The sequence below is a fragment of the Sphingobacterium sp. NPDC055346 genome (genome assembly GCF_053645235.1).
In genome coordinates this window covers 398,668-422,639 of the sequence record NZ_JBSHMI010000001.1, presented here as the reverse complement: position 1 = coordinate 422,639, position 23,972 = coordinate 398,668, and the positions used below count along the sequence as shown (strand labels likewise).

At 42.3% G+C, this 23,972-nt stretch carries 23 protein-coding genes; 8 read left to right on the top strand and 15 right to left on the bottom strand.

The genetic code is table 11. The features are described from left to right. Window positions 1–208: 208 nt before the first annotated feature. Complete coding sequence (locus ACWICE_RS01765) at window positions 209–1,273, top strand: lactonase family protein (protein WP_454297512.1); 1,065 nt, start codon at window positions 209–211, stop codon at window positions 1,271–1,273. On the opposite strand, the gene mnhG is transcribed toward ACWICE_RS01765, so the two are convergent. From mnhG to ACWICE_RS01730, 7 genes are read right to left on the bottom strand one after another with little or no spacing between them, the layout of a single operon-like run. Beyond that, complete coding sequence (gene mnhG, locus ACWICE_RS01760; protein WP_185211270.1) at window positions 1,274–1,690, bottom strand: monovalent cation/H(+) antiporter subunit G; 417 nt, start codon at window positions 1,688–1,690, stop codon at window positions 1,274–1,276. Further along, window positions 1,683–1,955 carry a monovalent cation/H+ antiporter complex subunit F gene (locus tag ACWICE_RS01755; protein WP_093100515.1) on the bottom strand — a complete coding sequence of 91 codons (273 nt, stop codon included), beginning with the start codon at window positions 1,953–1,955 and terminating at the stop codon, window positions 1,683–1,685. The genes mnhG and ACWICE_RS01755 overlap by 8 nt, the downstream gene beginning before the upstream one ends. Beyond that, the gene (locus ACWICE_RS01750) at window positions 1,952–2,428 is read right to left on the bottom strand and encodes a Na+/H+ antiporter subunit E (protein ID WP_094255556.1); all 477 of its coding nucleotides are present in this window, start codon (window positions 2,426–2,428) and stop codon (window positions 1,952–1,954) included. The genes ACWICE_RS01755 and ACWICE_RS01750 overlap by 4 nt, the downstream gene beginning before the upstream one ends. Continuing rightward, window positions 2,425–3,942, bottom strand: a complete 1,518-nt coding sequence (locus ACWICE_RS01745; protein ID WP_454297511.1) for a proton-conducting transporter transmembrane domain-containing protein — start codon at window positions 3,940–3,942, stop codon at window positions 2,425–2,427. The genes ACWICE_RS01750 and ACWICE_RS01745 overlap by 4 nt, the downstream gene beginning before the upstream one ends. Continuing rightward, a complete protein-coding gene (locus ACWICE_RS01740; protein ID WP_185211268.1) occupies window positions 3,939–4,295 on the bottom strand; it encodes a Na+/H+ antiporter subunit C in 357 nt (118 codons plus the stop codon). Before ACWICE_RS01740 ends, ACWICE_RS01745 begins: the two co-directional genes overlap by 4 nt. 3 nt (window positions 4,296–4,298) lie before the next feature. Further along, window positions 4,299–4,712, bottom strand: a complete 414-nt coding sequence (locus tag ACWICE_RS01735; protein ID WP_093100507.1) for a Na+/H+ antiporter subunit B — start codon at window positions 4,710–4,712, stop codon at window positions 4,299–4,301. A 4-nt stretch (window positions 4,713–4,716) separates the two neighbouring features. Then, complete coding sequence (locus ACWICE_RS01730; RefSeq protein WP_454297510.1) at window positions 4,717–7,026, bottom strand: putative monovalent cation/H+ antiporter subunit A; 2,310 nt, start codon at window positions 7,024–7,026, stop codon at window positions 4,717–4,719. Window positions 7,027–7,247: 221 nt separating this feature from the next. Between ACWICE_RS01730 and ACWICE_RS01725 the strand changes: the two genes are divergently transcribed. Then, a complete protein-coding gene (locus ACWICE_RS01725; protein ID WP_454290700.1) occupies window positions 7,248–8,333 on the top strand; it encodes a metallophosphoesterase in 1,086 nt (361 codons plus the stop codon). Window positions 8,334–8,566: 233 nt separating this feature from the next. Here ACWICE_RS01725 and acs read toward each other — a convergent pair whose 3' ends face one another. Continuing rightward, window positions 8,567–10,483 carry an acetate--CoA ligase gene (gene acs / locus ACWICE_RS01720; RefSeq protein WP_185215919.1) on the bottom strand — a complete coding sequence of 639 codons (1,917 nt, stop codon included), beginning with the start codon at window positions 10,481–10,483 and terminating at the stop codon, window positions 8,567–8,569. A gap of 179 nt (window positions 10,484–10,662) precedes the next feature. Between acs and ACWICE_RS01715 the strand changes: the two genes are divergently transcribed. Then, on the top strand, window positions 10,663–11,550 hold the full coding sequence (locus ACWICE_RS01715; RefSeq protein WP_454297509.1) for a hypothetical protein: 888 nt from the start codon (window positions 10,663–10,665) through the stop codon (window positions 11,548–11,550). On the opposite strand, the gene ACWICE_RS01710 is transcribed toward ACWICE_RS01715, so the two are convergent. The 3 genes from ACWICE_RS01710 to rsmA are packed head-to-tail and all read right to left on the bottom strand — an operon-like array spanning window position 11,515 to window position 14,385. Continuing rightward, on the bottom strand, window positions 11,515–12,450 hold the full coding sequence (locus ACWICE_RS01710) for an NAD(P)-dependent oxidoreductase (RefSeq protein WP_454297508.1): 936 nt from the start codon (window positions 12,448–12,450) through the stop codon (window positions 11,515–11,517). The two genes, ACWICE_RS01715 and ACWICE_RS01710, sit on opposite strands and share 36 nt — an antisense overlap. After that, window positions 12,450–13,604 carry an FAD-dependent monooxygenase gene (locus ACWICE_RS01705; RefSeq protein WP_454297507.1) on the bottom strand — a complete coding sequence of 385 codons (1,155 nt, stop codon included), beginning with the start codon at window positions 13,602–13,604 and terminating at the stop codon, window positions 12,450–12,452. The genes ACWICE_RS01710 and ACWICE_RS01705 overlap by 1 nt, the downstream gene beginning before the upstream one ends. Window position 13,605: 1 nt before the next feature. Continuing rightward, the gene (rsmA, locus tag ACWICE_RS01700) at window positions 13,606–14,385 is read right to left on the bottom strand and encodes a 16S rRNA (adenine(1518)-N(6)/adenine(1519)-N(6))-dimethyltransferase RsmA (RefSeq protein WP_185215922.1); all 780 of its coding nucleotides are present in this window, start codon (window positions 14,383–14,385) and stop codon (window positions 13,606–13,608) included. A 138-nt stretch (window positions 14,386–14,523) separates the two neighbouring features. On the opposite strand from rsmA, the gene pdxA reads away from it, so the two are divergent. The 4 genes from pdxA (at window position 14,524) to miaA (ending at window position 18,719) form a co-directional block, all read left to right on the top strand. After that, entirely contained in the window at window positions 14,524–15,579 is a 1,056-nt protein-coding gene (gene pdxA, locus ACWICE_RS01695; protein ID WP_185211260.1) for a 4-hydroxythreonine-4-phosphate dehydrogenase PdxA, read from the top strand. 70 nt (window positions 15,580–15,649) lie between these two features. Then, window positions 15,650–17,053 carry a CCA tRNA nucleotidyltransferase gene (locus tag ACWICE_RS01690; RefSeq protein ID WP_454297506.1) on the top strand — a complete coding sequence of 468 codons (1,404 nt, stop codon included), beginning with the start codon at window positions 15,650–15,652 and terminating at the stop codon, window positions 17,051–17,053. Window positions 17,054–17,130: 77 nt separating this feature from the next. Beyond that, window positions 17,131–17,709, top strand: coding sequence for a plasmid pRiA4b ORF-3 family protein (locus ACWICE_RS01685; protein WP_254526506.1), 579 nt, complete (start codon window positions 17,131–17,133; stop codon window positions 17,707–17,709). Between the two features lie 80 nt (window positions 17,710–17,789). Beyond that, complete coding sequence (miaA, locus tag ACWICE_RS01680) at window positions 17,790–18,719, top strand: tRNA (adenosine(37)-N6)-dimethylallyltransferase MiaA (protein WP_454297505.1); 930 nt, start codon at window positions 17,790–17,792, stop codon at window positions 18,717–18,719. Window positions 18,720–18,806: 87 nt separating this feature from the next. Here miaA and ACWICE_RS01675 read toward each other — a convergent pair whose 3' ends face one another. Next, window positions 18,807–19,598 (bottom strand): hypothetical protein, encoded by a 792-nt coding sequence (locus ACWICE_RS01675; RefSeq protein ID WP_454297504.1) that lies wholly within the window; start codon window positions 19,596–19,598, stop codon window positions 18,807–18,809. 205 nt (window positions 19,599–19,803) lie between these two features. Here ACWICE_RS01675 and ACWICE_RS01670 point away from each other — a divergent pair, with 205 nt between their 5' ends. After that, complete coding sequence (locus tag ACWICE_RS01670) at window positions 19,804–21,306, top strand: alpha-L-fucosidase (protein WP_454297503.1); 1,503 nt, start codon at window positions 19,804–19,806, stop codon at window positions 21,304–21,306. An 8-nt stretch (window positions 21,307–21,314) separates the two neighbouring features. Here the strand turns inward: ACWICE_RS01670 and ACWICE_RS01665 are convergent, their stop codons facing one another. The 3 genes from ACWICE_RS01665 to ACWICE_RS01655 all read right to left on the bottom strand — a co-directional run bounded on the left by ACWICE_RS01665 (window position 21,315) and on the right by ACWICE_RS01655 (window position 23,959). Next, a complete protein-coding gene (locus ACWICE_RS01665) occupies window positions 21,315–22,619 on the bottom strand; it encodes a cation:proton antiporter (RefSeq protein ID WP_185211254.1) in 1,305 nt (434 codons plus the stop codon). 7 nt (window positions 22,620–22,626) lie between these two features. Continuing rightward, entirely contained in the window at window positions 22,627–23,106 is a 480-nt protein-coding gene (locus ACWICE_RS01660; protein WP_185211253.1) for a cation:proton antiporter regulatory subunit, read from the bottom strand. Window positions 23,107–23,179: 73 nt separating this feature from the next. Further along, window positions 23,180–23,959, bottom strand: a complete 780-nt coding sequence (locus ACWICE_RS01655; RefSeq protein WP_454297502.1) for an MBL fold metallo-hydrolase — start codon at window positions 23,957–23,959, stop codon at window positions 23,180–23,182. Window positions 23,960–23,972 lie beyond the last annotated feature (13 nt).

The window sequence follows — 23,972 nt, the reverse complement described above, 5'->3', positions numbered from 1 at the left end:
GCTGTCTGTTGTCACACTAAATCTAAAGTTCAATCGCAAAATTATTAAATATTATGCCTTTTTTCTACTTTTATATAGTAATAATTGTAATAACACCTAGCCTAAGCTAAGATATTCGGGCTAAAATACTTAAACGGCTTTAAACTTAAGGCGATTTAACCATATTTAACAGATGAACACACGACTGCTAATTTTCCTATTCCTTTTCATGAATGTCACATTAACTCGGGCTCAGAATACCCAAATCCCACTTTATATCGGTACCTATACTTCCCCAAATGGAAGCAAGGGAATTTACGAGTTCAGCTTTGATACTAAAACTGGAGATGCAACCTTGGTCCGCGAGACAAGTACCCCTAACCCTTCATTCTTGGACAGAAGAGGCTATTTCCTGCTTGCCGCAAATGAAATGACCGACGGTAGTCAATCTCTTTCTTCCTTTTCACTGGGCAAAGAGGGCCTGAAATTTCAGAACAAATTAGCAACTGGAGGTTCAGCACCGTGCCATGTGGTCATCGGTAAAGATGCTGAATATGCAGTAGTTTCCAATTATCTGGGGGGTGCCTTGGATTTGTTTCAGCTTTCTCCAAAAGGGGAGGTCCTATCCAAGGACGATACCAAACTATATCATGGAAAAAGTGTAGATAAAGCCCGTCAAGAGGCTTCCCATATCCATTCCGCTTTTTTTGGTCCCGATAATCTATTGTATGTTTCCGATTTAGGTGCTGATAAGATTTATATCCTCGATGTTCAGAAAACCGACAACGGCAAATTCCAATTTGTTGAAAAGGGGCAACTCAATGTCAACCTTGGCGGAGGTCCTAGGCATATTGCCTTTCATCCCAATGGCAATGTCCTGTATTCCCTGATGGAAATGACCGGTGATATCGAGGTTTTCAAGAAGAAAGATGGCGTTTGGGATTCTTACCAGATTATCTCCATGCGTTCTCCAGAGTTTGAGGGAAAAAGTGGCGCCGCAGATATCAAAGTGTCCTCAGATGGGAAATTCCTGTATTCTACCGATAGAATTGATGCCAATACCATAACGACATTTGCGGTTGGCAAGAATGGGAAACTAAGAAGAAAAGAAGTGATTTCAGTACAGGGGAAAGGACCTCGAAATTTCAATTTCAGTCCAGATGAGCGATTCATCTTGGTTGGCAATCAGCTGACTGACGAAATTGTCGTTTTCAATAGGGATAAAAAATCGGGAAAATTAACCGATTCAGGAAAAAGGATCAAAGCATCCAAGCCCGTTAGTATCCTGTTTTAGTTAATCTGTTGCATCGTCGGTATCCGCGATATTGTCTGGTGCATTCTGGTCCGCTTTTTTAGGGTCGCTTTCCAGGCAGTGGGTTTCTTTATTGTACATCCCTTTCAGTTCATCGATGACTGTACCTTTCCATAGGGGAATACCAATGAAATAAGCCGCTTTTCCGATCATATGGGCTGCAATTGGTGCCGTAAGCAGTAAAAAGAAGATGATGGCAATGGATTTTGTCGTCACGGAAACATCCTCAGGGAACATGATGGCTGCACAGATCAGCAACAAGCCGACCCCTAGGGTAGAAGCCTTTACCGTTACGGATAACCGCAGATAGAAATCCGGCATTCTCAGTACCCCTATGGAGGCAAAGAGGATAGAAAGTGCACCAACAGTGCTCAGTATAGCTAGAATAATTTCAATCATCTTGTTGTTTTTCTATATAGTAAGAGAATGCAATGGTACCGAGGAAGGCAATCAGTGCCAAGATAATGGCCACATCCAACAGCACTTCCTGCTCTTGACGGATACTGTAGACCGTAATGATCCCAATACCAATGGTAATGATGAGGTCCAAGGCCATCACCCGATCCACAACGGATGGTCCCTTGAACAAACGGATAAACACCAATAAAACCGATATGGTCAAGATTGGTAATATGACAAAATCAAAGTAGGTTTCTAAACTCATCGTAATATCTCCAATAATTTCCGTTCAACCCCTGTTTTTAATGTCCTTATAAATTGTTCTTCGTCCTTGAGGTACATCACATGGATGTAAATGGCTTTCTTATCATCACTGATGTCAATAATCAGTGTGCCCGGAGTCAGGGAAATGAAAGTCGCCAATATATTGATCTCAAAATCTGTCGTGGTATTGACTGGATAACGAACGATACCCGGTTTGAAGAAGTATTTCGGCGTGATCACATCATAAGCCACCTGAATATTCGCTTTGATCAACTCAAATAGAAAGAAAAAGAAGAAACTGATGATCTTAGGCACACGATAGAAATAACGCTGATCAGTTTCATTCCTGTTCATGATCCATAGCACGCCGAACCCCAGCAAATAGCCGAAGATAAAGTTAGAATAGTACAGCGAGCCTGTCAGAGCTACCCAGATAAAGGATAGGAGCAGGTTCATTAAAAAAAACTTGATCATTGTTCAAAAGCTTTATCGCCCAAAACGGTACGGATGTAAGGGCTTGTGTCCAACAATTCATTTGTAATTCTATCGACCACCGTAATGATGTTCTCCGCATTGAATCCAATGTACAGGGTTACGGAGCACAGGATCAGGATCGGTCCCACCAACAGTATTTTCTTGAACAATGGCTGATCATGGAATTTATCCTCAACAACCACTCCAACTGGAACATCTTTCCAGAAAACATCGGCCCACATCTTGGCAATCACATACATGGTTACCAAACTGCCGATGATCAATGCTGCAATGAAGAAGTACTGCTTATCCACGAAAGCTTCCTGGAAGAGATAAATCTTTGGCCAAAATCCTGAAAGTGGTGGAATACCCACCAATGAAAACAGGACCAAGGCGATAATCAGGGAAATTAACGGATAATCTTTATATAATCCGCCAAGTTTTTTCATGTCCATGCTGCCTCTTACCAATCGTATATACCCTGCGATCAGGAACATATTGGTCTTGACCATGATGTCATGGATCAGGTAAAATACAGTTCCCATTAAAGCGAGTTTGGTAAACATGGCAATACCTCCCAGCATAAACCCGATATGGCAGACGATCAGATAGGAGAACATCCTTCTGATATTGGTCTTGATCAATGCCCCAAAGGCTCCCGTCAATACCGTCAAAACAGCCAGGACCATAAAGAGGTTTCTGGTGAACTCATCGGGTATAAAGATCAGGCTGAAAACCCTTAAGATGGCGTAAATCCCTAATTTAGTCAATAAGCCACCAAATGTCGCCGCGACGGCAGAGGGTGGAGTATGATAGGATGAAGGTAACCAGTAGTACAACGGGAATACCGCCGACTTGATTCCAAATCCTAAAATAAAAAAGATCGACGTAATGCCTACCAATGCCTTATTATCAAAATCCCTGATTTTTAGGGAAAGATCAGCCATGTTCAAAGAACCGGTGATTCCATAAAGGATACCGATTCCGGTCAGGAAAAATGTTGAGGCCAAAATATTCATGGCCATGTACTTCACGGCACCTTCCAATTGCGCTTTTCTTCCCCCAAGGGTCATCAATACAAAGGAAGAAATGATTACCACCTCAAACCATACATACAGGTTAAAGATGTCTCCGGTCAAAAAGGCTCCGTTCAGGCCCATCAACAGGAAATGGAAGATAGGGAAATAGCCATATAGCATCCGTTGCCTGCTCAATCCAACCGATGAAAAGATGGATACGGCAAAGCCAGCAATGGAAGTCAATAAGACCATGGTCGTACTCAGCATATCTGCAACGAATACAATCCCAAAGGGAGGCTCCCAATTGGAGGCATTCATGTGCAAGGAACCTTCCGTGTACACCTTTGCAAATAAACGAATGGCAATCAGCAAACCTATAAATGCTCCACCAACGCTTAAGAAGCGCTGTGAAATAGTCTTTCGCCAAGCAATCAATTGTATGATTGCCGTAAAAAGATGTATGAATACAGGGGCTAAAATATGGTTGTCGATCATATATCTTCTTCTTCCGGCGTGTTTAAATCATCTAAATCATCTGTGTCCACTAAAGCATAAACACGTTTTAACAATACAATGGCAAAGGCGGTCAGGGCGAAACTGATTACAATTGCCGTCAAAATCAAGGCCTGCGGAATAGGGTCTGCATAAATATCCTGGAAAACATTGTGCTGTGAATCGATCACAGGCGGTTTACCCTTGGTGATCGAACCTAATAGGAAGATCAGGATGTTCGTTCCATTCCCTAAGAGCATAATTCCCAGTAATAGCTTGACCATGCTCCTCCGAAGGATCAGATAGACCCCGGCAGCATATAAAAAACCTAAAACGAGTACTAACAGTAATTCCATCTATTAATCCTTAGTAAGTGAAATAGTGAATAAAATAGTTAATACAACTCCTATCACGACCAGGTAAACCCCGAGGTCAAAAAATAAAGCCGATCCGATCATCCCGATAACCGGAATTTTTTCTTCCCACCACAATCCAGTCATGGGGGGCAGCCCAAAAAAGGTAGGCATCACCACGGCAACTGCAGAGATACCCAATCCAATGGGAATCAGGGACAAGGGTTTTCTCCCCAATATCTTCATGGTCGCTTCCGTACCATTGGCAAAACTGTGCAATACGAAGGCTATGGAGGCCACAAGACCACCCACAAATCCTCCTCCAGGATAATAATGCCCTCTCAACAACAGAAAGAAAGAGAATAGAAGTAAAATGGGTAACAGGTATCTTGTAGCTGTCTGTAATATTATACTGCGCATGATCTTATTCCTTTTCTGAAGATTTTAATCTCAATTTCAACAAACTGTACACGCCTAATGCGGCAATTCCCAAGACCACCGTTTCAAACATGGTATCGATCCCACGGAAATCTGCCAAGATCAAGTTCACCACATTCTTTCCTTTTGCCAAAATATAGGCGTTCTCTCCGTAAAAATCGCTCGTTTGCGTTTGTATTGGCTCATACAGCACTTTCAAGGCAATGATGGAAAGTATAGCGCCAAAGGCCAGTGCAACGATGCTATCCCGGTATCTTTCTCGCTTTGAAGCAAGGTTCAGGAAACTCGGTAATTTATATAGGACCAATACGAAAAGTACGGTACTCAAGGTGTCAATGGTAAATTGGGTCATGGCCAAATCTGGTGCACTGTAGAACACATACATCAAACAGATACAATAGCCGATGACACTCATCGCCACCACCGAGGTCAATCGGGAAGGTGTAGAGATAACGATCACCAAAGCACCCAAAAGGATGATCACCACGGCCACCTCGTAGATGGTCAATGGGGTCAGGTTGTCGAAATCAATCTGGATTGGGCCACTTTGCCAAAGTTTATATATCAATAAAGCTTCAGCAAAAAGGATGATCTTCATGTGGTATGACCGTAGATAGCCATTATGGAAAAAGTTACTGAACCAATCGGCAAAGCGTACGATATCATTGGCATAACCGGTTATGATCCGCTGAGGAGAAATCCTATCTAGGTTTTCCACCCGTTTTACTTTCGCTTCGCTAGGTTTATTGATGAAATAAACAAAAGTTCCTGCCCCAAGTGTTGCCAAACTTAAGATCAGCACGGTGTTGAAGCCATGCCAGATTGCCAAATGCATTTCGGTATCAGCAGCAAAGATGGAATTGGCAGTTTGGTAACTCAGTAAGTTTCCGGTCAGTCCGGGGATCAACCCAAAGATTAGGCCTAAAGTGGCAAGGATCAATGGTGGAATCCACATGGATTTATAGGGAAGGTGCAGTTTCGAATAGGCTGATGGAAGCTCGCCAAAGAATGGCTTGATCCCAGCCATAAATCCAGCTGCTACCAAGCAGACATTGGTTGCGACAGCCAATATCGTCAATATCAATATCCAATTTTCCTTTGCATGTAGGGTCGCTTCATAAATGAGGTCCTTACCGATAAAGCCGAATGTAGACGGAAGGCCCGCACTGCTCAATGCGGCTAAACCAGCGGCTAGGGCAACTGGGCCCAACACTTTTCGCAAACCAGAAAGTTTCGTGATATCCCGTGTCCCAGTTTCATGATCGATGATTCCTGTGACCAGAAATAGGGTGGCCTTATAGAGTGCATGCACCAAGATAAATACACTGGCTGCAATAACAGCTTCCTTCGTGCCGACTCCCAACAAAAAGACCAGCATACCAAGGGCTGAAATGGTCGTATAGGCCAAGATAGATTTCAGGTCAATCCTGAACAGGGAGTGAACTGCGGAATATAACATGGTAAATCCGCCCACGCCTATCAAGGTATAGCTCCATAAATCCGTTCCGCTCAGCACCGGGAAAAACCTAGCTAAAAGATAGATCCCCGCTTTCACCATGGTCGCAGAATGCAGATAGGCCGACACCGGAGTAGGGGCCTTCATGGCTCCCGGCAGCCAGAAATGGAATGGGAATTGGGCCGACTTGGTAAATGCTCCAATAAAGATCAGGAATAGGATCAATGGATATTGGGGATGGTTCAAGATAACGTCCCGATATTCTATTAATTCAGAAATCCTATAGGTTCCAGCTACATTGCCTATCAAGACAAGGCCGGCAAGTAAAAAGAAACCGCCCATACCGGTAATGGTCAGCGCGGTCATCGCACTTTTTCGGGATGCCTCTTGGTCATTGTTGAACCCAATCAGGAAAAAAGAACTGATACTGGTCAATTCCCAAAAGATAAACAGCAAAAAGATATTGTCCGAAAGGACCAAACCCAGCATGGCCGACATAAAAAGATAGAGATATCCAAAAAATCGGTCAAAATAAGGGTGTCCTTTGAGATATGTTCGGGCATAAAAGAAAATTCCACAGCCAATTCCCGTGATCAACAGGCAAAACAACAGAGATAAACCATCCAACTTGAGGTTGAAGTCGACCCCTAAGGATGGAACCCAGCTGATTTCTTGGAAAAAGGTAGATCCAGCAGCAATTTTTGGGATATATCCCATGTAATAAATAAATAGAGCTGTGGGAATGAGCGGAATGATGATGCTCCAGGATGATTTAAGCTTTTTGCCAAATGGAATGAGCAAAATCGAAGAAATCAAACCTAGAAGTATCGTAAATAACATGCGCGCTCTCTTAAAGAATTAATGGGATTCGGCTAAAAATAATAAAAAACAGGCATTTTTCTCGCCTTAATTAAGAGAAAACATGATGAAATTCAAAAATAATTGCAATAAGCCGATTCCTCAAAATCCATCATGAATATTTTTGTCCCCCAATAAAAACATATACTTTCAATAAAAATCCCCTTTTCTTATTAAATTTAGATAATCAACTTTTAATCATTATGAATTTTAAATCTTTTTCAGTGCTCTCCACTTTGTTGGCGTTGCTATTGTTCTCGCAGCAGTTGATTGCCCAACAAAGCTATGTCAAACCTAAACTTACTAACAGCAAATCCTGGTCTTTGGTTTTAATTCCTGACCCGCAAACCTATGTCAAATATGACCGCAATGTGGGGATATTAAATCTGATGACCTCTTGGGTCCGTGAAAATGCAGACTCATTAAATACCCAATTTGTGCTATGTACGGGTGATTTGGTTGAGCAGAATGATCTATTGAACCCAGACAGCAAGGCCGCAAACCAAAACAGCAAACAGCAATGGACCAATACCAGCGAAGCTTTCCGTAAACTGGACAACCGTGTCCCTTATGTTTTGGCAACCGGTAACCATGATTATGGCCATGTGAGCGCTGAATATAGAGCTACCCAATATGACAGGTATTTCTCAGCGGAACAAAATGGATTCAATGCAAGAGCATTGCGTGAGGTAGGTCCAAGCTTGAACGGCAACTCATCGGCTGTCAATGCAGTCTATGAGTTTGAAACACCTCATCCAAAGAAATTATTGGTAATGGTCCTTGAATTTGCTCCTCGAAATGAAGTGCTTGCTTGGGCAAAGAAAACTTTGGACCAACAGAAATATGAAAACCATGATGTGATCTTGTTGACCCATACCTATTTGGACAGCAAAAGCAACCATATTCAAAAAGAAGGCTACAAGATTGAGGATGCAAACTATGGTGCCGCGGTGTTTGAAAAACTGGTAAAACCTTCCAAAAATATCCGAATGGTATTCTCTGGACATATTGGCGATCCGGATAATTTTGATGGACACATTGGTTTCAGACAGGATAAGAACGCTGCCGGAAAAACCGTCAGCCAGATGACCTTCAATGCCCAAGCCATGGGCGGAGGCTGGTTCGGGAATGGTGGTGATGGCTGGTTGAGGTACCTGGAATTCCTTCCGGATGGAAAGACTGTAAAGGTGAAAACCTTTTCACCGCTTTTTGCCATCTCCCCGGCAACCCAGAACCTAGCTTACAAAACTGAAAAAAACCAGGAATTTCAATTTTCACTGGAGGATTGATTCGATTTTCCTGACCAAAAGGCTTCGGGTTTTGCTTTGACCTCATTCGAGACACATTCGGAAAATTCGGAATGTGTCTCGAATGAGGTCAAAATATAAGCTAGGATTTTTCTAAAAAACTAGCCAGAACATTTTTCTAGATCAAATCGGCAAAACAGGACATAAAAAAATGGAGCCTACTTATTCTGTAGGCTCCATTTTTTTTATGGAATACTTATTTTAATCCTGTGCGATTATTTCTTCATTTCCTTAGAACCTTCAATGATAGCTTCCACTACGTTTGGATCTTGGAGGGTTGAAGTATCGCCTAGATTATTTAATTCGCCTTCGGCAATCTTACGTAGGATCCTACGCATGATTTTTCCAGACCTAGTTTTAGGAAGGTCCGTAACGAATTGGATAATATCGGGTTTTGCAATGGCTCCAATAATACGGGTCACCGTTTGCAGGATATCTTGTCTTGTTTTTTCTGCGTCGATATGGTGGTTGGCAATGACGTATGCATAGATACCTTGCCCTTTAACAGGGTGAGGGTAACCTACGATTGCTGACTCCACAACATCCGAGTGCATATTGATTGCATTTTCAACCTCAGCGGTGCCGATACGGTGTCCGGAGACGTTCAATACATCATCCACACGACCGGTAATACGGTAGTAGCCTTCAGGACTGCGGTAACAACCATCGCCAGTGAAGTACATATCTTGGTAAGTAGAGAAATAGGTTTGTCTACAACGCTCATGATCGCCCCAAGTCGTACGCAACATGCCTGGCCAAGGGAACTTGATACATAGGTTGCCCGTCACATCGTTGCCTTGGATTTCTTCACCGTTTTCATCCATTAAGCATGGTTGAACTCCCGGTAGTGGCAACATCGCATAGCCAGGGATCTCTTTCGTTATGCCTGCAATCGGGGTAATGAGGTGTCCTCCGTTTTCAGTTTGCCACCAGGTATCTACGATTGGACATTTGCCATGTCCGACTTTATCGTGGTACCAGTTCCATGCTTCTTCATTGATCGGCTCACCAACAGTTCCTAAAACACGTAGTGAAGAAAGATCTTTTCCTTCTAGGAACTCATCGCCAAAGGCCATCAAGGAACGGATAGCTGTAGGAGCGGTATATAAGATGTTCACTTTATATTTATCGACGATATCCCAGAATCTACTTGCATTCGGGTAGGTCGGGATTCCTTCAAACATCAATGAGGTAGCACCTTGAGAAAGAGGTCCATAGACGATATAGCTGTGTCCGGTAATCCAACCGATATCAGCTGTACAGAAGTAAACTTCGCCCGGTTGATATTGGAAGGTGTTTGCAAAGGTGTATCCTGTGTAAACCATGTATCCAGCTGTGGTATGAACCACGCCTTTCGGTTTACCGGTTGATCCGGAAGTGTACAGGATAAACAAAGTATCTTCAGCGTCCATCTCTTCAGCAGGACATGCAGGATTACCTTGGGTTTCCACTTTCTTGATCTCATCTTCCCACCATACATCACGACCCTTGATCATGGAGACTGGAGTACGGGTACGGGTCAAAACGATTACTTTTTCTACAGAATCACATTGCATCAAGGCATCATCCACAATAGATTTCAGTTCCAATATTTTTTGGCCACGGAAACCACCGTCAGAGGTAATGACCAATTTACAGTCTGCATCGTTGATACGATCTGCGATAGAGCGTGCGGAGAAACCGCCGAATACCACATTGTGGATCGCGCCGATACGAGCACATGCCAAGACAGCAATGACCAATTCAGGTACCATCGGTAAATAGATACATACCCTGTCGCCTTTGCGGATATTATTGTTCTTTAGGACATTCGCAAACTGCTCAACTTTTTGCAATAATTGTTTATAGGTCAGGATACGGTGTGCCTCATTGGGATCGTTAGGTTCCCAGATAATGGCAGGTTGATCTCCTAATTTATAGATATGACGATCTAAACAGTTCTCTGTAATATTAAGTTTCGCGCCTTCAAACCACTTGATGTCTGGATCTTTAAAGTTCCAGTTCAACACATTGTTCCATTTTCTTTTCCAAAAGAAATGGTCTGCCACATCACTCCAAAACGCTTCGGGTTCTTCTACACTTCTTTTGTAAGCTTCTTGATACTCCTCAAAAGATTTAAGCTGAAAATTCATCTTTTTTTAAAAAATTATAGGTCTACATTATCTTTACGTCAGGAAATTATTTAATTCGGTCAATTAGTTATTGAATGCGGAAAAAACAAGGACCTGTATAGCTAATTTAATTTTTTTTCGATTGAAATACTAATTTTTGTAGGCTAGGAACAAATATTGAGAACAATTGTTAGGTTACCATGACAGGCATTTTGAAAAGGATATACTATTTTTTGGTTCATACGAATCTACTGATTGCCTTGGCAGCGGTGGCTCAATGTGCCTTGACCTATTATATCCTGCAGTTTCCGGTCAACAATGATATCTTGATCATTGAAGGCGCTACCACCTTGCTTCTCTATAACCTGAGCCTGTACCTGTCCCTGCCAAAAGACCCCAGTAAATCACCATTCCAGCGAACGCGTTGGATCGGGAAGAACATGTGGCTCTTCTGGCTATTGAGTGGCCTGTCTGGTTTGATCACGGTTTGGACTTTGTTACATGTCCATATCTTGACCTTGTTTTTTTTGGGCTTTATTGGTGCGATGAGTTTGGCCTATGCCGTTCCATTGGTCAAGGTAAATGACAGATGGGTAGGGATGCGGCAGATTCCCGGACTTAAAGTTTTTTATATTGCCTTAGTCTGGTCTTTAAGTAGTGTGGGACTTCCCGTAGTGGAGCTGTTTGCCAATGGCGAGCAAATAGATTGGTACTTTGCCAATTACTTAGGACTAGTAAAAATTGTGTTCTTAGTGCTCTGTACACTGCCTTTTGATATCAGGGATTATGAACAGGATAGTTTGTATAACCTGAAAACAGTGCCGATCTTATTGGGAAAAGAAAGAGCGATTAATTTATCCTATGGAATAGGGGTCTTCCATTTGATCCTAATTCTCTTGTCCCCAAATACCTGGGCTGTAAAAATTGGTTTGTTGTTGACGACGATCCTCATCTTGGCCATGTTCAGGATCATTATCTTTTCAAAAGAAAAGCACTATCACCATGTCTATCTCCTAGACCTAGCTTTAGTGCTTCAATGGTTCTTTGTATGGCTATTGATACTCGTAAGCAATAACCTTATCGGCTAATACTTCGGATAGCTTATAATAACTTTCGAATGTCCAACCGGCAACATGTGGGCTCAATAGTACATTTTCCCTTTGGATCAGGTCCTGATACCAAGTCTCTTCGGCCAAAGCAGGGAATTTCTCAACGGGCAGCACATCAAATGCCGCAGCAATAATTTTGCCTTCGTCCATTTTCTTCAATACTGCGGGGATTTTAACGATTCCCCCGCGAGCACCCATCAAAAAGAAGATGGGTTTCCTGAAATGGAATAGGTATTCGTCATCCACCATACCTCGGGTCTCACGTGTTAAAGGAATATGGAAACTTAATATATCGGCTCTCCGCACGACTTCTTCCATGGAGACCTCACTAACATATAGATCGGAAAAACCAGTTTTATACTTATCGTAAGCAATGACTTTTACATCAAATCCAGATAGTTTCTTTGCCATGGCTTGACCATTATGGCCATATCCGATGAGTGCCACGGTCTTTCCTTTCAGCTCATAGCCTCTGTTTTCTTCTCTATTCCATTCGCCAGATCGAACCTCACGATCTCCACGGTTCAGGTTGTTCATCAAGCTCAAGAGCATTCCGATCATGTGTTCGCCTACTGCATCGCGGTTTCCTTCATTGGCAGGGATCAATTTGATACCCTTGCTGCTAGCGTAAGCTTCATCTATATTGTCCATTCCCGCTCCGGCTCTACCGATCATCTTGAGGTTGGGGTTGAGGTCAATAAATTCTTTGTCCACTTGGAATTTCGAACGGATGATAAGGCCATCAAAATCAGGGATAGCTTTTTCCGCTTCCGCTCTGTTCATATCAGGTTGGTAAGAATAGGCAATTGCAGCGCGACTTAGTTTCTGCAACAGAACTTCATGGATATCGTCGACTATTAAAATATTCATATTATGCATTATTTCATGAAATCTTCCTTGAACAGCTTGATCAAAGCTTTTTGGTTCATGCTGTCGGGCATGATCTTCATGAGGTTATTTCGGACTGAAATTAAGAATTTATTCTCCCATTGAGCAAAATCACCGATCAATTTTGAAGTATCTGTGATATACTTGGTCCGGGATAATCTTCGATTTTCAAAAGATAGGAAGGCTTGCCCTACAGATTGTTGCTTTTGTAGTTCCTGATGGAGTACCGCGACATCTTCCATGGCTTGGCATGCTCCTTGGCCCATGTTGGGGGTACAGGCATGTGCTGCATCCCCAATGATCAGGATATTGCCAAATGCAAAGTTCTTTAACGGTTTGATATCTATGATATCGGACCAGATCAAATCGGAATCTAAGGTTCTGTCCAGTACTTCTTGTATAGGTTGATGGTAATTCCCAAATTGACGCTTCAGGTCCTGTACCCCATAATCCCTGAAAGTTGGGTTTTGTTGGGGCCCATTGATACAGGCATACCAATAGATTCGTTTATTGACGAGTGGTGTTAGTCCAAATCGGCCTTTATTTCCCCAAGTCTCAGACCCTCTGTTCAGGTTGAGTTCCGTGTTGTCTATTGTCGCTCGCCAACAGCTATAACCAGCATATCTCGGTTTTGAAGTTGGGACGAGCTGTTGTCGCAGGGGCGATTTGACACCATCAGCAATGATGAGGTATTTGCTCCTGTGCGAGCTTCCATCTTCAAATTGTATTTCTACATAATCCTCTTTTTGGGTCAGATGACTTGCTCTCTTGCCAAGAGCAATGTGTTCTTGATTTACTTTTGATAAGAGGTATAAATGTAGATCGGCGCGATGGATGGCAAAATTCTTTTGCGCGTATTTATCGGATAATTTATTGGTGTTTGGGTTGACAAGGATATTTCCTTTCTCGTCAAGGATAGCAAAGGAATCTAGGTAATAACCGATCTTTTCGACCTCCTCACGGATTCCGATATATTCTAGGGCTTGCATGGCATTGGCTGCTAAGCCAAATCCTGCACCAATACCTTTGATTTCTTTGGCTTGTTCAAAAAGAGTGAATTCACGGTTTAGGTTTTGTAGAGCAATGGCAGCGGTAAGTCCGGCAACTCCGGCTCCAATAATGGCAAATTCACTTTGTACATCCATGTCAGAGACTTTTTGAAATTTCGTTGGTCAAGGTTTCAAAATCTTGAACGGACAGGCGTTCTGCCCTTAATTCATAGAGCGGATTGTCACTCATCCTATCTTTAGGGACTACAGCTGACAGGGCATTCCTCAAGGTTTTACGTCTTTGGTTGAAGCCTGCCTTTACCACGCGCCAGAATAATTTCTCATCACAGTCCAAGGTCTCGCGATTGTTCCTTACCATGCGCATCACGCCTGAAAGAACTTTTGGTGGCGGATTGAATGCTCCTGCTTTTACGGTAAAGAGATAAGAAACATCATAGTATGCCTGCAGAAATACACTCAGAATTCCGTATTCCTTGTTACCAGGTTTGGCCACACATCGTTCGGCTACTTCTTTCTGAAACATACCTACCATTTCAACTACACGGTTTCTTTCTTCCAAGACCTTAAAAAGGATTTGGGAAGAAATATTGTAGGGAAAGTTTCCGATAACGGCCATCTTTTCACCAAAATATTGGCTGAAGTCCAGGTTTAGGAAATCGCCATGGATCAGACGGTTGCCAAGTTCAGGGTATTTGTCTGCTAAATATTCAATGGATTCATCATCGACATCGATCAAGAAGGTTTCATAGGCCTCATTTTGAAGCAGGAAATCGGAGAGAACGCCCATTCCAGGTCCAACTTCCAAGACCTGGTTGAAGCCAAGAGAAGGAGTTAAAGCATCAACGATCCGTTGTGCTGCATTTTTGTCGTTAAGGAAATGCTGACCTAAATGTTTTTTTGCGCGTACTGAACCCATAGGAATTATTTGCTACAAAGATAGTGTTTTTTAGGCGAGCAGGATTTGAATTGTATGTTCCATTTGCATGTTAATGCCATTTGAACCTTAATGTTTATGTTTTTTTGCTATTTTTGACTATATCTAATAGCATTGAAGATGAGTGAGAAACTAAAAATAGGCATTTCAGTAGGAGATATTAACGGAATCGGTTTAGAGGTTATTATTAAATCCTTGATGGATAACCGTGTTCTGGATTTCTTTACGCCCATAGTTTATGGCAATACCAAAGTTGCCTCCTTCCATCGAAAGGCGATTGGAGTGAATGATTTCAGTTTCAATGTGATCAACTCAGCGGATCAGGCAAACGCTAAGCGTCCCAATATGATCAATTGCTGGCAAGAGGATGTAAAAATCAGTTTGGGCGAGCAGAATGAAATTGGTGGGAAGTATGCCTTTATTTCTTTGCAAAAAGCTACAGAGGACCTGAAGGCTGGTTTGATTGATGCTTTGGTCACTGCGCCGATCAACAAACATAATATACAACAAGAAGGCTTTAACTTTCCTGGACATACCGAATACCTACAGGATGCATTTGAAGCCAAGGATGTCTTGATGTTTATGGTGAGCGATGACCTTCGAGTTGGCGTGGTTACAGGGCATATTCCTGTGAAAGAAGTTGCGGCTTCCATTACAGAAGAGGGCATATTGCATAAATTGAGGATGATGAACGAAAGCCTGAAGAAGGATTTCTGGATTCAAAAACCAAAGATTGCGGTGCTCGGCTTAAATCCACATGCCGGTGATGATGGCCTGATCGGTACAGAAGACCGTGATATCATAAAACCAGCTATTGAGAAAGCCAATGAAGAAGATATCTTTTGTTTTGGTCCATTCCCAGCGGATGGTTTCTTTGCGGCTGATGCCTATACCAAATTTGATGCGGTACTAGCCATGTACCATGACCAAGGTTTGATTCCGTTTAAACATATCGCTGCGCGTAATGGAATTAATTTTACAGCAGGCCTACCAGTTGTCCGTACTTCCCCAGATCATGGAACCGGATATGACATCGCTGGAAAAAATATGGCCTCACATGCATCTTTCTTAGAAGCGATTTTTGAAGCAGTTCATATTGTAAATAGACGTAGAGAACAAGAGGTTCTGACTGAAAATCCATTAGCTTTCCGTAGACTGTCGAAAGATCGTGACTAAGTAAAGGCTGGATTTTATAAAGGCTGACACCTGTTGTCTATAAATTTCATTACTTTTGCACTTTGTTGCTATGAGTGAGAATTTAAGTCATCCCATTTTTTCCATAATAAGAGAATTAGCCCATCAAAAGGGAGTTTCCTGTTTTGTTATCGGAGGCTATGTCCGTGATAGAATCATGGGTCGTCCATTCAAGGATGATATCGATATCCTTGTTTTGGGAAGCGGGATTGATTTCGCGAATAAACTAGGAGAAAAACTACATACGAAAGTTGCTGTCTATAAATCATTTGGAACAGCAATGTTGGTCTATGAAGGCCTTCAGGTTGAGTTTGTTGGTGCAAGAAAGGAATCTTACCGAAAAGATTCCAGAAAGCCTATCGTAGAGGACGGTACCCTGGAGGATGACCAAAATCGACGTGACTTTACCATCAACGCCATGGCTTTTTCACTGAATGAAGCGAATTATGGCGAACTCATCGATCCCTTCCAAGGACTGAGCGATATCCAAAACAGATTGATAAAAACACCATTGTCTCCGGACATCACCTTTTCAGATGATCCATTGAGAATGATGCGTGCCATCCGTTTTGCTACCCAGTTAAACTTTAGGATCGACTCAACTGCCCTGAATGCCATCAGTGAAAACGCTGACCGTATCCAGATTATCTCCAAAGAACGGATCACTGACGAACTCAATAAAATTATCCTTGCTGAAAAACCTTCTATCGGTTTCAAGTATTTATTTGATACGGGCCTTCTGGAAAGGATATTTCCTGCCATGTATCAATTGTACGGTGTGGAATATGTGGATGGTAAAGGGCATAAGGACAATTTCTACCATACCTTGGAAGTATTGGACAATGTGGCGGAAATGTCCAATGATCTTTGGCTTCGTTGGGCAGCGATCATGCACGATATTGCCAAACCTGCAACCAAGCGCTTTGATAAAAAAGTAGGATGGACCTTCCATGGCCACGAGGACCGTGGGGCGAAGATGGTACCCAAATTGTTTGCAGACCTGAAACTTCCTTTGAATGAAAAGATGAAGTTTGTGCAGAAATTGGTGATGCTTCACCTCAGACCGATTGTCTTGGCCAAGGATATCGTGACAGATTCGGCGGTTCGCCGCCTGTTGTTTGAGGCTGCTGATGATATCGACGACCTGATGTTGTTGTGCCATGCGGATGTCACCACCAAAAATGAATATAAAAAGAGGAAGTACAGGGACAATTTTGAGCTCGTAAAACAGAAACTGAAAGATGTCGAAGAACGGGACCACCTGAGAAACTGGCAACCTCCTGTGGATGGTGATGATATCATGAAAACCTTTGGTATCGGACCTGGAAAACATGTCGGAATTATCAAGAAGGCTATACGTGAGGCGATTTTGGAAGGTGAAATTCCAAATTCAAGGCAAGAAGCGCTATCATTGATGATAGAAAAAGGGAAAACATTGGGCCTAACCAAAGTTTGAACGGATTGATTTTTTAAAAAAATATGTAATTTTAAAGCTTGAAATAGAGCTTGTCCAAATTAATACATTTTACGAATATGGCGATTTATAGATTTAGAGTAACTTTTGAAGACTACGAAGATGTTTACAGAGAGATTGACATGCCTTCAAAAAGTACTTTCTTAGATTTACACACACAGATTCAAAAAAGTACTGGCTACGACCAAGAGCGTTCCTCTTCGTTCTATGTGAGCAATGACCAATGGAAAAAAGGTACGGAGATTGCTTTCTTGCCGAACGATAGAAAGAAAGCTGCTGGCGTTTTGATCGTGGAAGATGTTCGTTTGAGTAAATTTATTGATGATCCGCATCAAAAATTTTACTACACCTATAACTTTGACCGCCCGTATGATTTCCATGTGGAATTGATCAAGATCTTGAAAGAAGAGGAGGGAAAAGAATATCCTGCCCTTTTCAAGAAAGTCGGTGAAGCACCAAGAAACTTGACTGCAGCAAACTTCCCTGTTACGGCTGATGATGAAGATGATGACGATTTTGTGTCAGAAGATGCAGAGGAATATGGTGTAGATGAGGAGGATGATTATGATATGTTTGATGATGAGGAAGGCGAAGAGTCTGAAGGTGAATCAAACAAGTCTAATGAAGACGAATATTAAGATTATTCGACGATAAGATTTTAAATAGATGATAGAGCTTCTATCATCTATTTTTTTTATTCTGTAAATAAGTAAAAAGGATGTCCACTGAATTGAATAGGCAAAAAACATTGATCGTAGTCGTTGGACCTACCGCTGTAGGAAAAACTGCTCTGGCAATCCAATTGGCCAATCATTTTAAAACATCCATAATTTCTGCCGACTCCAGGCAGTTTTACCATGAAATGAGCATAGGGACGGCAAAGCCCAATGCTGAGGAGTTAGCCCAAGCATCCCATTATTTTATTAATTCCCATTCCATTGCTGAGGACTATACTGCCGGTGATTTTGAACGGGAAGCTTTGATTCGTTTGGCGGTCTTGTTCAAGAGCAGGGATGTGGTGATCGCGGTCGGTGGTTCTGGACTATTTGTGCGGGCACTGACGGAAGGCTTGGATGACCTTCCCAAAGCAGGAGATGATATCCGTGAAAGCTTGAATGAATGGTTTCGAAGGGATGGCCTGGAACCTTTGAAAGAGCGATTAAAAGAGATCGATCCTGCATATTATGAAAAAGCGGACATTGACAATCCACAACGTGTCATCCGTGCCATTGAGGTTTTTGAGGCATCTGGGAAACCAATCTCTTATTTTATGACCAATCAGAAGGCTGAAAGACCTTTTCAGGTTATCACGATTGGCTTAAATACAGATAGGGAATGGCTCTATGATCGTATTAATCAAAGGGTAGACCTGATGATGGAGGCTGGATTGTTGGAGGAAGTGAAATCCTTATTGCCTTTCAGGAATAAACCCGCTCTGCTGACCGTAGGCTATGCTGAAATCTTTGATTATCTGGATGGAAACATCAGTTTGGAAGATGCAGTTTCGCAGATTAAGCAGAATTCCAGAAGGTATGCCAAGAGGCAGATTACCTGGTTTAAGAAATATGGTAATACTGTTTGGTTTGAGCCTCAGGCTAGGGAAGAGGTCATCTCCTATCTTGAGCAAAGGTTAAAGCAAGAAGGTTAATTAGTCCCATAAAAAAGACTTAAAAATAAAAATAGCCCAGAGAGGGCTATTTTCAAATATAGTTTATGCTTATTAGTTATAGATGAATTAGTCATTCGGTAAGTATTCATTGATATACTTGATGTCATCTTCATTCAGTCCATCTTCCGAATCGGTGATGGTCCAAAGAATATCCTGAAGTTTGCCTACTAAAGCATTATAACTTTGATCCACCTTATTGTCCTTGTAATATTGTTCAATATTGATTTTCTTGTTCTTTAGTCTATTGATCAGATCATGAAGGCTTGAGGAGTTGGAAATAACAGCTAAGTCATATTTTTCATATTCTGAAGAAGCTGATTTTTTTTCATTTCCACAATACATATGTAAATCCAGATAAATAGTCTTGTTTGCAGGGATATCGATGCTCACTTTTTTCAAAAGCACACCATTTTGATAGTCTCCAGATCTGGATTTGATAATCAGACCGGCTGGTAGTTCCAGTTTTTTAGTAGTTGAGGTGCTGTTTTTCAATTTGATTCCCAATCTGACGAAATAACCGCTTCCACGTGAGAAATCAGGAGAAAGATCTGCAGGGACTTCCGCTTTTAAGTCGGATGATCTCCTTGCTACCATCGCTTTTTTAGACCTAGCTCTAGCTGTCGTATTTATATCGCCTTCGTATCCAGTGATCTCTCCTTGCAGTTCGATGCCTTCAGGTAGGCTATATTTTTGACCAGTAGGCTCGCCATCGGTATTTCCAAGTCCTGGTATCTTACCGGGTTTGTCCTCTACAATTTCTATGTCATTGTCTTTGTCGTCCTTGCTGCAGGAACTTACTGCGAAAGCTAATACTAAGGATAATAATACGACAAATGGCATGCTGATTTTCTTTTTCATGTTTTTTACAGGATTGATTTTATGTGATGTTTCAAAGGTATTGCTTAATGAAAAAAGGGTAAATACCTGTATTCGGGTAATTCTACTTACTGACTTTGTTACGAAAACCATTTCGCTATTCATGCAATCGATTGATAGCTTGGGGGCTATATGAATTCAGTATATTAGATTCATATAAATCTAAAACGTGAATTGATCTATACCAATGAACAGAATACTAAAACCGATATTCCTTGCAGCATTAGCCCTGGCTTTTAGTCAATACGCCTATGCTCAATGGACAGGACCAAAGGTTAAACCCACAGCACATACCGAAGTGAAATATGGGTCCCTGACGCCTGAGCACCGTACGGATGCCGATATGGAAGCCTTCCGTAACTATGGGCTTGGCCAATTTATCCATTGGGGTTTATATGCCATTCCTGGGAATGAATGGGAAGGGGTGAGCGCCAAAAAAGGTGCTGCTGCCTCGGAATGGATCAGGACCTGGTCTGGACCAACTGCGCCTAAGAATTGGAAAGAAACCTATGATAACCTATATAAAAAGTTTGATCCCAAGGACTTTGATGCCAAGAAATGGGCCAAGCAAGCTAAGGATATGGGTGCAAAATACATGATCTTTACCACCAAGCACCACGATGGTTTTGCTTTGTGGCCAACCCAATATTCAGGGTACAATATCACCAAATCACCTTATAAGAAGGATATCGTAAAGGAAGTCGTAGATGCCTATACGGCTGAAGGAATCGATGTATATCTTTATTTCTCCATTCTGGAATGGAACAATCCTGATTATCTTTCCAAGGAACCCAAGACAGAGGAAGAAAAGAAGAAATACGATCGCTTCTTACAGTACACTAAAAATCAACTGTTGGAACTGTTGGCAAACTATCCCCAGATTAAGGGTTTCTGGTTTGATGGTACTTGGGATCAATCCTGGGTCAAGGCCTATGACTTTACCTACAATCTGGAAAAGGAACTGCGGGCAAAGCATCCGGGTTTGATTATCGGGTCTCGATTTAGAAATGATGAACATGGCAAAAGGCATTTTGATAGCAATGGGAAGATCCTTGGCGATTATGAACAGGGCTGGGAAAGAAAGTTGCCGCAGGAATTTGAATGGCTCGATGGCAATGATTGGGATGCGGTCATGACCATTCCTCCCAATGGTTGGGGATATATGAAAGATTGGTCAGGAATCTATACCAAGACCACGGATGACCTATTGGACATGTTGATGCATACAGTTTCCATGAACGGAAATTTTGTATTGAATTTTGGGCCTGATGGTCAAGGGTTGATGCATCCTGAAGAGGATAAGATTGCAAAGGAACTGGGGGATTGGATGAAAGTGAATGCTGAGGCCGTTTACGGGGTGAGGCATGCAAATCTTCCAAAAACGAAATTAGGCTACTTAACGCAAAAGGATAAGCATTTATATCTAACGGTATTCAATAGGCCGGTTAACAATATTGCGAGGATTGCTATCCCTAAAAAGGCTACGGAAGTTCCGGTATCAGCTGTTTTGCTCACCAATGGACAGAAGCTGCAGGTCAAGCATGCCGATATTGGACTTGATCTGGATAAGAATACCTACTACGATGTGATTATTCCAGCTGATTTTAAATCAGAGCGAGCATTCATCATTAAGATGGAAATGGGCGCTCCTGAAACAAAGTCTGAGAAGCTGATGGATGCCAAGATGTAGACTGAAGATTAATTTTTCTCCTGAATACTGGCTTCGAGGTCGCTGAGCTTTTTCTTCGGCTTCTTGACGGTGTCATCTTGACCGGCAAGCTTGTTCCAGATATTTCTAGACTCTTTGGTCAATAAGGGCGAAATAATGGAAAGGATCAGGACATAGACAACCACAAAGGATTGGATCACGGGCAGGAGTTTACCTGCTTTACCGATGTTGGCCATGATAATGGAGAATTCTCCTCTAGCGGATAAGGTAAAGCCAATGTCCACTGAGTTTTTGGGTTTCAATCCGGAGAAGCGGCTAGCAAAGTATCCAGAAGCTACGTTGCCTACTATGGTGATGGCAGCGGCAAATGTTGCCCAACCTACGGCACCTCCAAGGCTGTACATATCAATGGAAAGACCAAAGCTAAAGAAGAACATGGCGCCAAAGAAGTCTTTGAACGGCAACACCATTCCTTCGATTTTCTTGAGGTATTTGGAGTCTGCAAAAACCAATCCTGCCATCAAGGCTCCGATGGCTTCTGCCACATGTATGGTTTCAGAGAAGCCAGCAATGACAAACAGCAAACTGAAAATGATCAGGATAAATAACTCCGAGGATTTCTCCTGAAGGAGCTTGTCAATGAATGGGACAAGTTTCCTGCCTAGGATCAGGAAGGACAGGATAAAACCTAAGGCCAATAGGGAAGTCCCAGCAACGGTCCAGAATGATCCACCACCCGTTAGGATCAACCCTGAGAGGAAGGAAATATGCATGGCGATAAATAGGTCATCAAACATGATCATCCCCATGATTACCTCAGTTTCAGGATTAGCCGTCCGTTTCAGGTCTGTCAGTACCTTGGCAACAATGGCCGTAGAGGAACTGGTCATGATACCACATAGGACCATCATTTCCTTGAATGGAAGGTTCATCATCCATCCCACCAAGAGGCCAGAAAAAAAGTTGAGGACAACATAGATGCTACCACCTGCAACAATGGATTTTCCAGATTTGATTAGCCTACCGACCGAAAACTCGAGCCCTAAATAGAATAAGAGAAATAGCACACCCAAGCGCCCCATAAAGTCTATGAACGGTTTACTTTCGGTAAAGGTCAAAAAGGACCAAACCGAGTCGACAGCTGAGGTTAAGTTCTCGTTGTTGACATTCGCCAAGAAGTCTGCTACGAATTTTGGATAAGATTGATTGCCCAGTACCATTCCGATCACAATAAAAAAGGGGATCACCGAAAATTTTAGTCTATTGGCAAGAAGGCCAACTGAAGCTACCAATAATACTGCGATTCCTATTTCTATGATGAGGTTACTGTGCATATAATTCTTATAGTAATATTTCCTTTAAAAGTTTGATGTTCTTCTGCTTTCCGGCGATTACCAGGGTGGTTCCCGGAGTAATGACATAGTCGGGTCCTGGGTTAATGACTGTTTCCTCTTCGCGGATAGCGGCGATAATGGAAGCTCCGGTGCGTTGCCTTACTTCCAATTGTCCGATACTCTTGTTGACCCCGTCATTAGACTCGCCAACCTTATACCATTCAATGCGAAGGTCGTCCAATGCCACCTCAATGGTTTCCAATGCCTTGGGTTTATAGGATAGCCCTCCTAAGATTCCGGCAACCTGACGAGACTCTTCATCCGACAATGTCATCACACAGTGGGTTTCGTTATCTTCATCCTCATGGCGGTATAACTCTCTCCGTCCGTCATCGTGGATGACAACCACCATATTGTCTCCAGCATCAGTTTCAATTTGGTATTTCTTACCGATACCAATTAGGTCACTTTCTCTAACTATCGACATGATTTCCTTTTATTTAATTAAAAATTAGATAAATTATTTTTCGTTATCCTCAAATATATCGATTCTGAATGGATTATTCGGCATTTACAATCTTATAAGTGCCGTCTGGCTTCTGTTCAGGCCGTCCTACCGCGATATTTTTTGAATGGTAAAATAAAAATACCCATCCCTCAGGAGCACCTGCAGCCCAATATTCTGCCCTTAGGTCTCGTGCTTTCCGGCCATCAAAATCGTACTTGGCGATAAAACTCCTGAAGATTTCCTCAGGTTCCGGTAATTCATCTCCACCAAAGAAAAAATGTTCACCTTCGGTCTCCACATGGAATACCTGATGGAACTCGCTGTGACCGCCTGAAAGTTCATAGCGGATCTCTGGAGTCAATTGTCCGTCGCCATCCACAAACAGGATATTCCCGCTTCTTTGAAGTACATCAAAAACCTCAGTACGGTAGGAAGGGGATTCGGAACTGTAAGCTGCTTCCCATTCTTGTTCCTGGATGACATATTCAGCATTTGGGAATGCCAAACGCTTCACGCCATCCTTGATGTCCACCATGCCGCTTGCATGGTCTTTATGAAGATGAGACATCAGTACATACCGCACATCATCTATTGAAAATCCTAGTTTTTTGATATTCTCGTGGATGACCAACTCGTCGTTTTCATTGCGTAATCCTAGGCCGGTATCAAGGACGATAAGGCCGTCTTTTGTCTCAATTAAAAAGGGGTGGACATGAATGAACAACGATCCTGGTCTATCTTTTGGATCATCTTTTTTTGGGTCGAAGGGGATAAATTGCTTGCTTATATCTACAGAGTAGGAACCTTCAAATAGTGAATGCGCTCGAGCCATTTGTATTTGTTTG